Raw genomic sequence first — 13,781 nt, 5'->3', positions numbered from 1 at the left:
TATAAACCGAAAATGATGCCCGTTGCAGTTGTTTGGATTTTCAACCATACACTATCTAGGGCATCATGGTTATTGGTAATGAGTGGATGACCGGAGCAACTCATCCGCTCGTCAATCGGTAAGGTGTCTCCGCTTCCTGACGCGCGATACGTCTCCAAAAAAACCGTCTTTCTCATCGAGATAGTACAACGCACCAGAGTTGAAATATTTCACAGAGATCAGCACACACTTCGGACGTTTCGATATGAATGAGAGCCGCCGCTGGATCGAAAAAGCTCCTCAGGTAACCTGAGGTATCCCAAAAAATCCTCCCTGTCCTTTCCGCCGGCCTATGCGGACAACATGACCAGACTCTTCAATACGAGCCTGTGGAAAGATTGTCATCGCTTGATGATTAGGATTTCCGCGTTCTTTGAAAATGTCATGATAGGTTGCAAGCAAAAGCCACCTGGTTTTCCCTATCCACCGCACAATGAGAATTAGCGGTCGTCACTGACTACAGGAGGAACCATTTTTTGATCCGGCCATGCAAATGTGTCATAAGCCGATCGAATATGAGAACGATAGACCCGAAATTTCCCGTTTGCCTCCCTCGGGATTGTGTCCACCAACACTACCTGGAACTGCACGTCCGATCCCAGCAACGCAATCACCGGTTGAACCAACGCTGCCATCTCCTGGGCTGAGGGTTTATGAAACGGCACGACTTTCATGATAATGAATTGCAAGCGTTCCTGGGTCACCTGAAACTCTCGAATCCAGGGGACCTTTCTGATACCCAACTCATAGGGATGGACAACCCTGTCGCCGGGAAGCACGAAATAATCGATCATACGTCCCTGGATCGATCGAATCGTCGAAAACGGTTGTCCGCATCGACAAGTTTGGCTTCCCTTTGTGACGACATCGCCAAGTTGGTATCGGATCAGCGGCATCGCAAACGAATGCAAATCGGTGCCAACAAGCTCTCCCCTTTCTCCTTCACCCGCCGGAGCCCCATCCCGCAGCACTTCGAGAATTAAGCTATCGTCACATGAGTGATACTCCCCGGTTGTTGGGCATTCCCAGGCCAGAAGGTAAAACTCGATACTTCCATACGTTTCATAGACCGGCGCGGAAAAACCGTCCTGAATCTGTTGGCGCATAAGTGGCGTCAGGACTTCTCCACCGGGATTCACAAAGTGGAGTCGAAGGGACCGTAGTGCGTCGCGATTCACATCCTGCGCGATCCTGGCCAACACGCCGGGATACCCTCCCAGGACCGTAGGTCTGAACTTCTGAAGAGCCTGGACAATGTCCTCGGGTGGCTGCAGGGCATCAATAACCTTTCGCCGGGCCATCCCGAGGGAGTCCAGGATACGCTTGGCGAGTTGGTCCTGTCGTTGGATATTCCAATTCCCCATTACATAACAAATCTTGTCGCTCGAACGGAGGCCCAACGCATGGAGCGCACGCCACCGAAAGGCCCCATGAAGGCGTTCCTCCAGCCAAGTGCGGCGCACAATAAATGGTCGCCCGGAGGACCCGCTGGAAGAGCGGGTGATCAAAGACACCGGGTCCACATTCCGAGCGATGATTTCTTCGACCGGCAAGGCTTGCAAAACACTCCTGGAGGTAATGGGCACGGCCCCCAGATCCTCGACCGTTCGGATATCCTGGGGTTTCAGTCCATGTCGATCAAAAAGCCCACGGTAATAGGGTACATGGCTATAGGCATGTGCGACCAACCGGCAAACTCGTTCGTTTTGAAAGGCCACAAGCTGCTCCCGTCCGACATGCGGATGGCGAAGCATGGAATAGAGCGTCGACACAGGATTGGGAGCCAACACACTCGTGCATCTCATGACGAACGGCACCCTTGGACAAATAGGTCATCCCATAATTGAATATTGAGGACACCGATTAACTCTCTTCCAAAATTGGGCTTGCCGTATTGATGTTGCTGAAGCATGTGTCGAACATAATGAGGATTGAAATACCCTTTGGTGTGGAGCCTGTTTTCGGAAAGAGCTTCTGCGACAAATTCCGGCAAACGACCTTGCCATGGCCAGAATGGGGCTGAAAGCCCCCTTTTCTTTCTTTTCAGAATTTCCGCGGGTAAGACACCTTCCAGGGCCCGTCGAAGAATATGCTTTTCCTGAAGCCCTCGCATCTTCAACTCGGGTGGAATCTGGCTGCATAATTCGACAAATTCATGATCAAGGAATGGCACGCGTGCCTCCAGGCCATAAGCCATGGAGGCGGCATCCAGGGTTCTCGTGATGAAATCCGAAAGACGAACATTGATATCCAAGTACTGTAATTGAGCAAAACGACACCATCGTTCAAAATCCTTCGGAAGAGAGGAATCCGGCTCTGAATCGCTGAAAGGACTTTGGATGTTTCTGAGGTGATCGGAAAAAAGATCATCGTAACTTCGGTGGGAGGCATTATCGATGATCTGGGTGTATCGAGACCGGTTCATCGTCGCGTGGGCGGCGAATGCCCGACTTGATCGAGAATATTTTTTCCTCAGGAACGGGATGTTTGCAATGAGTTGACGCACACTGAGTGGAAGATTGATGAATGGTTCAAGCAACCGCTCAACCCGGTACCAAGGGTAGCCCCCGAATATTTCATCCGAGCCCTCTCCGGTCAAGACGACTTTCACCTGCTGCGCGGCCATCCTGGCGAGCAACATATGGGGGATGCCCCCCGATGAGATATTGGGATCTTCACGATGCCAAATCATTTCCGGCAACAGATCAAAATCGGCGGGTCTGCAGGTGGTGATGTGATTGGGGAGATTGTAGCCCGAGAAATCTGTGAGAATCCTATTCGGACCTATCTCATTAAACAATGGATCTTCAAACGCCGCAGAAAAAGTGTGGATAGGATCCGAGATTTCTCGGCTCATCAATCCCGCCATAGCACTTGAATCGATTCCACTGCTCAAATAACAGCCTAATGGCACATCGCTTCGGAGGTGGAGGCGAACGGATTCTTCCAGTTTTTCCCGCACCGCCTCGGCCCATTCCTGGGCGCTCCGTCGAAAGCCTTCCTCTCCCATTGATGGAAAGGAGAGATCCCAATAACGCTGAATCGTGATTTTCCCGTTTTCATGGAGAAGATAGTGCGCGGGTGGGAGCCGTCGGATTGAACGCAAGAGGGTTTTCGGCGCTTGAACAAATCCCACCGCAAACAACTCCTTCATGGCACCGGCATCAACCTGACGGTCAATACAACCGCTTGCAAGGATGGACTTCAACTCCGATCCAAAAAACAGAGCACCGGGTTTGATGGCATAACTTAGGGGTTTGATACCGAACCGATCTCTGGACAACATGAGACGGCGATACCGGGAATCCCAAATGGCGAAGCCGAACATGCCTCTCAGAAAATCCACACAACGCACCCCATAATCCTCGTATAAATGGACAATGACTTCGACATCCGAATTTGTCCTGAAACGATGACCTGCAGCCTCTAGATCTTGACGCAATTCCTTATAATTGTAGATCTCTCCATTGCATACAACGGTGACAGAGTTATCCTCGTTGGAAATGGGCTGATCGCCGGTTTCCAAATCAATGATGCTCAGTCGACGGAACCCGAGACCGATACCCGGTTCAACAAAGTACCCATCCCCATCCGGTCCACGATGGGACATCATGTTTGTCATATGATGAAGCATAACCCGATCAACCGGCCTCTTAGGATCGGAATACACCACGCCGCACAATCCGCACATAGGTAGTCCTAATCTTGTGTGTCGCGTATCTCTTAGCCAACCCTCGGTAAAATGCGTTTGGTCCGGGTCCTAGTAGCTGGGTTTCAAATTAACGGCTGGATACAGCGCATTCCTATAGTCAGAAACTATATCTCTAGGCAAAGGAATTTTTCGAACTTCGTATTTCGCCACAACAGATATTCTTACTGATCATCGGCGCAAAGTGGGGGAATGTTGATAGGGCCCTCGATGCTTCCTCAAGCATCATGAAAGGGTCGCTGAGAATCGGGTGTGACTCCGGTTACGTTTAAAGGGAACTTCCTCATCTATCACCGGTTGGCGACCGGACTCGGTCAGGAGGTAGAGCCGATGAAGCCCTTCAATCCAGAGAGATCGGCGACTCTGTGATTCGTCCGCATGGATTGCAGACAAGCGTCCTCCGTCCCGAAAGATAAGGCCCGTGTGAGAGAAGAAGTCCTTCACTACACCGTTTACGCTATTCCAACGGATCAACAGATCAAAATACGAATTAGGATTGTCAAACAGAGCATTTCCCCATTTTCGTTTATAACGAAGCAATCCGTCATGCAGGGAAGACCGAGCGGCTCTAAAATTAACCTCAGCACACCCCAACTGGCGGGCATGCTGGATGCTGTAATAGTAGAGCGCGGCCATAATTCCTCTTTTTTTCAGCGGGAGTTCACCCGAGGCCATGCCTATGGCCAAAAGGTTAACTGTGTCCTGATTTCGTTCATAGAGAACACCGGCAAGTGGCTGATTATCTCTCATAACCCAGAGGATTCCCCCTTTTCGGATAAATCGCCGTAATTCCTGCCGGCCTTTGATGATGGCCATGGCTCCGTGACGGTCTCTCGAGAAAGGGACGTACATGGAATCAAAAAACTCGTCAAATCGCTCCTCCCCTTCGGTGACCAATGGCTGCAACTGATGTTTGCGGACCAGACGCATATCCTCGCGGATACTTCGATTCCTCCGCACCAACTCATCGAGATCCCCAGGAACGGCGAGCCGCATGTCAATCCATTCAGGAACCGCGAGATACTCCCTTCCGAAGAATTTTTCCGCTGACAATCGGTCTGCACGAACGATAGTCAGATCGGCTGCTTCATGCAGGCGATCTAGCAGAGCCGGCAGGTCCCGTAACGACATATTTCCTACCAGCTCGCGTTGGGGCTCCTCAATGAAAAACCTGTTTGGCAAATAGGCAACCCAGGGATCATGGCCCGCCACCAATAGTGTCCCGATTTGACCGGAATGAAGGGTGGGCCCCCTCAACAACACAACTGGGACCCCTCGTAACCCCAGGCACGCCCACGCGTAAAAACCATATCGCGGAATCAAGGTTTGTGCCTTGCCGGAAAGGCGGGAGATGACCCACTCTATCATCATGTTTTTTAATTGATTCATCCTATCCGTGCCCACTGTTTTTGTTTCGACTGGCCGCAACCACATTCGCAAGGTTCCCTCTGTCGTAGTTTCCACAAAATCATGATAATGTCGCGATTCAAGATGCTGCTCCCGTGGTGTCTCTGAGAGAACCCTCGTTGAGATTGACCCCTGAAAAGATTGCATGGGTCTTGCCCGTGCCATCTGACGGCCATGGCTTTACAATCCTGATCGATAGATCGACCTCACCAAGGAGCTTGCGGAGATGACCCAGAACAGTCAGATGGACATGCGAACCAGGGTCTACGTCATCGATCCCTGGATGGCCGACGAGGGCGTGACAGGTGAGCTCGAGCCGAAACTTTTTTAGACTTTCCTGATACAGGCGGTACTCTCCGAGGTGGAGTGTTCCCGCGAGGTGGTCAAGTATCTTTCGGGTCGTAAGGAGACGCCCGTCTCCGAGTAAAATTGAGGCTCGTTCCCGCCCTTCAATTGAACCCATCAAAGGTAGTTGCCGACCGCAGGAACATCCACCTGATGCAGCTATGGCCAGATCAGCCGTGTTGTAGCGTATGAGTGGCATGGTCCGGGCGCGCAAATCTGTCACGACAATTGTCCCTAATTCGCCCGGATGGGCCGGTGTCCCATCCCGCAATACTTCAACAAAATGTGTATCCGCATTCACATGGAACGACCCACGGTGTTCGCATTGCCAGGCGATATACCCGACCTCGGTCTGGCCATACAGCCCGACCGGTTCACGGCCGAAAACTCTGGTGACCAATTGACGGGTTTCAGCATCCACCAACTCTCCTGCGCAAAACACCACACGTGGCCGCTTAAGTGCGATCTGAACCGCTTCGCTCGTTCGCGCAATGCGGCGAAGGGCTGTCGCCGTTCCAACCACTACATCAGCCTTTGCCTCCAACAACTGTGCCAACTGGTCCTCGATGGATCGTTCCGTCGAGATCCACGTCTTCCGAGAAATACCGAAGCGTTGCAGGATGTGTGAGGGACCCGGCTTTATCTGAAAATGCGCCGTGTTATGGCGCCAGCGGAATCCGTGTTCAAACCATATCCGCAGTCCCACGGCTCTCCGCACGCGTTCCTCGAGCGGCCGTTTCCAAATCCGTAGTGCTGCACCGGATGAGCCGCTGGTCTCAAGATAGGTGCAGGACGAGGTGTCCACCCCCCGCGCCAGCAACTCACCACGTTTTGCAGATTCTCGAACCATTGGAGCGGTGATGATTGGAATTCGTTCCAGATCTTGAATGCCTCGAATGGCTTGGACATCTACACCCGCTTCGTCCCAAACACGCCGGTAAAAGGGGACGTTGCCGTAGGCATGGATGATAGCGTCGCGGAACAAATGGTCTTGCAACGACCTGAGATTTGCGGGAGACCGTGTGACGTTCGCTCTCAGATCCCTTAGGCACTTCCATGTTCGCAGAATTTCCATCTAGTGTTCTTGCCTTTCGGAGTCAGGATGCTGCGCATTTGCCATCCCAACCTTCGAGATGATCATCCTGGTCTTCTCTCCCGGGCTTAACGGGATCGCTTCGACTTGCTCAACGCGCAGATGGACTTCACCGGGCAAGACAGCTTGAAGATCCGATTCTATCCTCGGAAGAAGATCTGGAGCGTTATTGGTCACAACGATTTGCAGGTGGACTTCATTTATCTCATCTTGCAAAATTCTCCACTGGCGTAACTCGTCATAGCGCCCAAGGACCTCGTGAAAAAACGGCCAGAAGATTCGCCTGCCGTCTTGCAAAGCGACTGAATCTACCCTGCGTCCATAGATTCGTCTAAGAAGAGGAAGAGTGCGCCCGCACGGACACAGTGTGGCCTCAACCTCAGCCAAATCTCCTGTTTCATAGCGAATCATCGGCATGGTCCACATGCCTAATGCTGTGGTAATGATTGGGCCAGGCTCCCCTGAAGGCGCATCAACCTCCACAATGTGGCTATCAGCGCTGACGTGAAATCCAGAACGACGCTCGCACTCCCATGCGAAATTTGAAAGCTCAACCAACCCGTACACATCGACAGGATCCCTTCCGAGCGCACCCCGAACCAGTTGGCGAGTGGCCGGCGAAAGGGTTTCACTATCGGAGACGATGAGTCGGGGCGAGGGCAGGTTAAGTCCCAGCGTTTCGACAGTTTCGGCCAAGGCATGCAGCGTACCCGCCCCTGCAACAATCACGTCCGGCCTCGTCTCAACTATGCGTTGTGCCCAGAACTCTGGTGGGTCCAAAATCGAGCACCATTCTTTCGGAGCGATACCAAGACGTTGGACGAAAAACTGCCGACCAAAAGCCATGCGAATTTCAAGTGTTCGGTCAGTCCAGCGGAAACCATGTTCGAAAAGAATGCGCCAGGCAACCACACGCTGCCACTGCTGATCTAAGGCCCCAAGATAGATACGCAACGGAGTTCCTGTCGAACCGCTTGTTTCAACAACTCCACATCGGTCTGGATCAATCCCCTGTGCAACGACCTCTTCCGGACTTGCTTGCTTGAGACGATCCTTTTGAAGGATAGGGATTTTGTCTATATCATCCAACGAACGGAATCCGTCGGGATGATACCCTGCCTCCTTGTAAAGCCCTCGATAGAGCGGAACGTTCTGATAAGCATGCATGAGGAGGTTCCGAAGTTGCTTCTCTTGTAATTGCCGTAGATCCTCAAATCTCCCGCGACTGGAAGCCAGGGCTTGGCGAATCAACCGAACAGTTTTCCATCCGTTCAACAACATCATTCGTTTCAATGCTGCGTGTTTGTTTTGATAGCATTTTTCATTTAACAAAACGTGTGGGCAATACGCATACCCGGCTGACAAGCCACATTCGCCCATACTTGGCAACTTCCAAGCATCCTAAACACTCTTTAATTCTCGTAGGCCCACCGTAGGCTGGCTCTATCTCTTTTCAGCTCTAACAGCAATAAAATGCCCGGTCAGGTAACGTGTAGGCCAGCGCGACATGTTTTCAAATACCTGAATCCATCGCAAAAACCGTTCCTGTACTGAACTGTTCGCGCAGGAGCACAAGATTTTGGCAGCAAGCACGGCAAAAATACGAGGACAATGGAGTACCGCTGTGACATCCTTCACGTCGAAGCCTATTTCCCACAGCCATTTCTGTAGCCGCCAGGGACCGCAGGTGGCACCAACATAGTAGGGAAGGATACCCAACCGGTTTAATAGTTTGAACGGAAGAACGTTACGCGCCGCAATAATCGGATTGGCAGGATTATCCAATGTCAGGATTAGCTGACCGTCCTTGCGAAGAACCCGGTGCAATTCCCGCAGACTCACGATAATCTCATCTGAGGTTTGAAAATGGTCCAGAGTCGAATTCGACACCACCACCTCAAACGACTCGTTTCCAAACGGGAGGTCGCGAACATCCGCACAGGCTCCACAAACGCTCGTCTGGGCCCGACAGGTTAAGTGCGCATTCCCGAAGGAAAGATCCATCCCAATGACGCTATGAGCTCTGGCCTGCAAGAAAGGCGTAAGGCCCTTTCCCACCAATTCGTCAAACATGTCCGTCTTCAACAATCGACCTACTGGTTGTTCGGGGAGCCAACGGAAGAGCAGATATTGGTTGATTGAATCGCTATGTTTTCGCCAAAGCTGATCCGGGCGGGTCATTATCCATTCGTCTGCAATGGAATCCCAGTACCGCTTCCCTTCGATTATCACGATGGGTCTTTCATGTTTGATTAATGGGAATGTAAAGCCTTCAGGTCTGGTCTACACGTATTTTCCTCGCAAGCCCCGACCCAGACAGTGACGCCCAGATGGTAGAGAATGACAAAAATTTTCAGTGCCTTGCCGATTATAGGAACTCACCCGACCCGGTCAATACCTCGACAGAAAAGGCCTCAATTTCCCTTATTGCTCTGGCTATCACGAAGTATATTGGGTCAGTAAGCTCTTAACCAGATGGCTACCCACAAAGCCGCCTGCCTTCGTGTTCAAAAAAATCTCATGTTTTTTTACTTTCGGTGTACGGAATTTTCTCCACACGATAGTCCCTAACGATTTTTTTATTACAGGTAAGCAACCAATAAAATCGTTCCGCATCTGCATTCAATTAAAAAAATCCTAGTGGAATGCCGCTTATCGATATCGGATTCCCACAACTCTGTTATATATAAACCCGATAGCCCAACCCAGAACCCCACCGGTCAGGGCCCCATAACAAAGACCTACCAGACTCCCTTGCCATGTGACTGAATACCCGATGAAATAGTTGGAAAGTAACTGAAGATGGGTACCAACCTGTGCCCCCCCCTCGAGAAGAAGCCAGACCGTCATAATAAATAGGCCTAATCCACCCATCAGGCCACAAACTACTGCCAATACCCCTCCCTGAATTTTGGCTACAACCCGGCTAAGTTCTTCATCACCCTTGGAATCCGTTTCCATATTTTTCCTCCAGGACCCTGCCTCTTGGTAAAAGCTAATCTAGAAGATTGCGACGACGATTCACTTCCTCCCGCCATCGGATGAATTTCGCATAGGCCTTCATGCTCCAGTTTCGGAGTGAGGCTCCTAAGTATCCTATCGCAAACCCCCCGACTCCTCCCTCTAGGAAACCTATCAGTGAACCACCCCACGTCACCTGAAAACCAAATAGAAAATTCCCCAGCAGAGACAAGTTGGGCCCCACTACCGGCCCGCCTTTGAGGACCAAAATCACCGTCCCAATCAAGATGAGGAGACCACTGATGGTACCGACAGCCACACCCATAGCGACAGGATCCAGCTTGGCAAACACGATCTCGATTAACTCTTCCTCATTTTCTATGGGAAGTTCATCCCCGCTCACCTGAACCCGCACAGGCACCATTCGATCGCCGCCACTGCCGGAAATCGTACGGTCTTCCTCATGGTAGGCTTTTTCGGTATTCACCGCCCATACATCATGATGGGATTCACCCATGATATTTCTGGCGGCATACACCCCCGTCACCATGGAATGATCCTGGTTGTTATAGCGATGCAGACCATTTCGTCCAATGGTCTGAAGATTTGAAAATGTTTCCAGATACTGTCGAATCGTCCGGACGTGATCCTGATAGTGATGATCGTATACTGGATAGGCTTTTTCCATACGAACCACGGTCCCGTCTTCAACTTCGCGAGGATTAATGAGCCCGAGTTGGGCGCATTCCCGTGTACCGAATTCGATCAACCGATCGTTCGACCATGTCCACTCATCGTCTTTGTCCCAGAGAAAATACTCAAGACCCAGCGAAGTTCGTGAGGGATCCGGGACCATATACGGGCTCCAATTTTTATAATTCTGTATTCGTCCCATTTTAACTTCAGGTGAATGGATATAGATCCAGTTATCAGGGAATACATCTTCGCGGTTTACCACCAGGACCACGGTTAAATAATCCCGATACCGCAAGCCAAGCGCGGCCTCTACAACCTTCTCAGGGGGTTGAGGATCCATGGCCTCGATTAACTCGCGCAGAGGCATCGTCGACACAAAATCACTGCCTTCGAATTCCAAATGCTCCCCCGATGAGGCTCGCGCGGAAACACAATCTACTCGCCCATGGCGGTGCCTGATACGCTCGACTTTCATGCCTTTTAATGTCTGAGATCCAAAGCCAGCCACCAATTCTTCGCACCGTTCCCACATCATCCCCGGACCTAAGCGAGGATAATGAAACTGTTCAATGAGCGAGGTCACGATTTCACCCTTCTTCCCACCCCTTTGACCAAGTAGGGCATTTCGAACCGCTTCTTTCAACGAGAGGTTTTTGATTCGTTGCGCGGCCCAATCGGCTGATATCTCGGTACAGGAAATCCCCCAGACTTTCTCCGTGTAGGTTTTGAAGAATATCTGGTACAGGCGATATCCAAAACGATTAATAACCCACTGTTCAAAATTTTCCTCCTGGGCATTTGGAAACACCTTGACCTTGGCATAACTGAAACAGACCAGAAGAGCCTCCACGACCCCCAGTCCAGCCAAGGCATTAGTGGCCTTAAGCGGATAGTCAAAAAAATGTTGGTTGTAATGGATCCGGCTTATACGAGGTCGAAGGAGAAAGTTGTCACCGAGAATTTCATTCCATAACTCTGTCACCATCGGCACTTTCGAAAAAAATCGGTGGCCACCGATATCAAAACGAAAGTCTCGATAGTTGACCGTTTGTGATATGCCTCCTACCTGTTTCCCGGCCTCAAGAATAAGAGAGGAAGAACTGTTTTTCCCAAGTTCATAGGCCGCCGTAAGGCCTGCAGGGCCGGCGCCAATTACCACTACAGGATGAGCTGTCACTACTGCCTCCCTGACGTTCTATTGATATCGAAGGATTCAGGGACAAGAGCCGGCATGGTCGACTCCTTCCGGTTGCCCCCATAAAAAACATGGCGTGCCAGGCCTATGGCAAATGCCAAACCACTATACAGATAGTACAGCCAATGCCAGGGAACACTCTGCAGGGCAAACCGGAACCCACGTTTTTTTTGAAAGAAGCGATAGAGGGGTGCATTAATGATCAATAGCGAAACCATGATCAAGGCCGCCACCGCCAGCAATGGACCCCACCAGATCGCTCCTATCAAGGCCCCCACGAGCCCATACGTCAACACGACACAAAGGCGCTCGGAATGCCGGATGTTTAAGTCATTGGTGAACCTGCGATCCCGAAGAATTAATTCTGTCCAAGGGATTGCGCGGTAAAAAAAATCTGCTTTGAGCATTGAACAGATGCCCCATCGTTTTAAATGTTTCACATGGATATCTTTACACAACTGAATCTGGCAACCGGTCTTTTTCAATCGATAGCCCAACTCAATGTCTTCAATAGAAGGACGACGATACTTTTCATCAAACCCGCCTATTTCCAGGAAAATATCACGGCGGATGGCCCCGCAAGCACCCCAAAATGTCGAAGCCTCCCTTTGGGCTTTTTGATGGACGTAGTGGTGAAAGAGATTTTTGTATTGGGACAAGAAATTTGATTCGCCAGGAGTGTCATCGTACGACCCGATCAACGCGGTGAGATCTGGATTATTGTGAAAGGTTTCTGCCACCCGTCCCAGGGTATCGGGATGCACACACACATCGGCATCGACGAAGAAGAGATATTCGCCTTTGGCCTGAAGTGCTCCAATGTTTCGGGGGTATGCCGGTCCTCCTGAAGTAATAGGAAGTCGAATGACCTGAGCACCAAACTGTTTCGCCATTTGCCAGGACCCATCGGAGTCACCATCAGCAACAACGATTATTTCCAAGGGAGGCGGCTGTAAAGCAGCCAGACTTATCAGGCATTGACGAAAGGCCTCACCCCCGTTGTAGACAGGGACAACAATTGAAATAGTTATTTCCGGCAAGGAAGGTCTCCACGTACCACTGACTTTCTGCTCTTCCTCATTTCGAAAAATCTTGTTCATACCTTAAGCCTTATTGGTCTGACAAACGAAAATGTCTCCGGGAAAGCACCTCAGACACTTAAGTGCAAAAAGGTGGGCAAATACCCTGAAAATTCAGGAATGCCAGAATCCGAGCCAAAAAGAAAGAGGCGTTGATGGTCAATTCTTTTCCCTGCGCAAATTGATGTCAGAAATTGAGGGAGTCCATAACTTATTTACCTAACAACCAGTCCTCACTGGGGTTGCTTTTCACCCCCACAAAATATTTATCGGTTGCCAGAACGTAAACCCAAGAGAAATAAGCAACTATCCACTTAAAATGGGGGCTCATCGGAAAAGAAAGGTCATGGTCCTTCGACTCATGGGGAATACATTTTTTGGTTTCAAAACAGGATAACCTGTAGGAGAACATAATGGAACTATGAGAGTTCTTTGATGGGGAATCGAGGTGGTTGCGGGGGAGGGATTTGAACCCTCGACCTTTGGGTTATGAGCCCAACGAGCTACCAGGCTGCTCCACCCCGCGAGTCGATAGTAGAGGAGGGGCGGCTGAGAAGTCAATGCAAAAACAGGAGTGTAGCAGAAGAAGACACTATGGTATCTTCACCGTCCTATGACATTTGCCGGAATCATTGCCATCTTGCTGTTTCTTGGTCTAATCATTGGCGATTGGTATCAATTTACCACCTTGAAAAGTTGGGCCTGCCAATATGGCTGTCCATTGGCTCACAGGAAGAACGCCCTGGACTCCCAATCTGTTCCCTCTATTGCCACTGTCTTTCAAACTGGCGCCCTTGCCTTGCCTCACGGAATTGCCCGCTGGGTCGCAGACCGACAGGTCATCGTGATCCGCCCATACTATCAACTCTTTTCCCTGCGGTTTCGCACCGCATGGCCATTAAAGGGGACAATCGATGTAAGTTCAGATGGCAGCCAACTCCTGCTGCATTTGTCCAAGCGTATACCCTGGTCATCAGCTATTCTCACCCTCTTATGGTTACTCTTTGTCATTGGAGGCACTCTCACGTTTGTCGTTCTGTTTATTCTTGATGGAGGGATAAGCACAGTCGGGGGAGTATTTTGGGTGGTCGGGATGACCGCATTGGGCTTATTAGTGCTGGCAGGAGGCTTGATTTTGTTGTCGTTTGCCTACCGGCTTGAGGATTCCCGCCTGACTCAGGTTTATCAGGAATTACTGGACGTCTTGACTCCTCCCTTGCGAGATTCAGTTAAGTCGGCGGGCCCTTAAAAACTTCC

Annotated in this window: 10 protein-coding genes and 1 tRNA gene; 1 reads left to right on the top strand and 10 read right to left on the bottom strand. The window is 50.7% G+C overall.

Annotated elements, in window-relative coordinates; translation table 11 throughout:
- Window positions 1-479: 479 nt before the first annotated feature.
- From LX98_RS19380 to LX98_RS19335, 10 genes are all read right to left on the bottom strand, one after another.
- On the bottom strand, window positions 480-1,844 hold the full coding sequence (locus tag LX98_RS19380) for a phenylacetate--CoA ligase family protein (RefSeq protein WP_496430403.1): 1,365 nt from the start codon (window positions 1,842-1,844) through the stop codon (window positions 480-482).
- Entirely contained in the window at window positions 1,841-3,730 is a 1,890-nt protein-coding gene (gene asnB / locus LX98_RS19375) for an asparagine synthase (glutamine-hydrolyzing) (protein WP_496430402.1), read from the bottom strand. The genes LX98_RS19380 and asnB overlap by 4 nt, the downstream gene beginning before the upstream one ends.
- A gap of 243 nt (window positions 3,731-3,973) precedes the next feature.
- On the bottom strand, window positions 3,974-5,119 hold the full coding sequence (locus tag LX98_RS19370) for a hypothetical protein (protein WP_496430401.1): 1,146 nt from the start codon (window positions 5,117-5,119) through the stop codon (window positions 3,974-3,976).
- A gap of 115 nt (window positions 5,120-5,234) precedes the next feature.
- Window positions 5,235-6,575 (bottom strand): phenylacetate--CoA ligase family protein, encoded by a 1,341-nt coding sequence (locus LX98_RS19365; protein WP_496430400.1) that lies wholly within the window; start codon window positions 6,573-6,575, stop codon window positions 5,235-5,237.
- Entirely contained in the window at window positions 6,576-7,973 is a 1,398-nt protein-coding gene (locus LX98_RS19360) for a phenylacetate--CoA ligase family protein (RefSeq protein ID WP_496430399.1), read from the bottom strand.
- Between the two features lie 63 nt (window positions 7,974-8,036).
- Window positions 8,037-8,825, bottom strand: a complete 789-nt coding sequence (locus LX98_RS19355) for a methyltransferase domain-containing protein (protein WP_496430398.1) — start codon at window positions 8,823-8,825, stop codon at window positions 8,037-8,039.
- A gap of 420 nt (window positions 8,826-9,245) precedes the next feature.
- On the bottom strand, window positions 9,246-9,554 hold the full coding sequence (locus LX98_RS19350) for a hypothetical protein (protein WP_496430397.1): 309 nt from the start codon (window positions 9,552-9,554) through the stop codon (window positions 9,246-9,248).
- Between the two features lie 34 nt (window positions 9,555-9,588).
- On the bottom strand, window positions 9,589-11,427 hold the full coding sequence (locus tag LX98_RS19345; RefSeq protein ID WP_496430396.1) for an NAD(P)-binding protein: 1,839 nt from the start codon (window positions 11,425-11,427) through the stop codon (window positions 9,589-9,591).
- Window positions 11,427-12,545 (bottom strand): glycosyltransferase, encoded by a 1,119-nt coding sequence (locus LX98_RS19340; protein WP_496430395.1) that lies wholly within the window; start codon window positions 12,543-12,545, stop codon window positions 11,427-11,429. The genes LX98_RS19345 and LX98_RS19340 overlap by 1 nt, the downstream gene beginning before the upstream one ends.
- Before the next feature lie 428 nt (window positions 12,546-12,973).
- Window positions 12,974-13,050, bottom strand: a tRNA-Met gene (locus LX98_RS19335).
- 87 nt (window positions 13,051-13,137) lie between these two features.
- Here LX98_RS19335 and LX98_RS19330 point away from each other — a divergent pair.
- Window positions 13,138-13,773 (top strand): hypothetical protein, encoded by a 636-nt coding sequence (locus LX98_RS19330; protein WP_496430394.1) that lies wholly within the window; start codon window positions 13,138-13,140, stop codon window positions 13,771-13,773.
- Window positions 13,774-13,781 lie beyond the last annotated feature (8 nt).

It is taken from the genome of Nitrospira marina (assembly GCF_059568365.1).
Note: the sequence above shows the minus strand (reverse complement) of the source record. Positions and strands in the feature narration are given on the sequence as shown.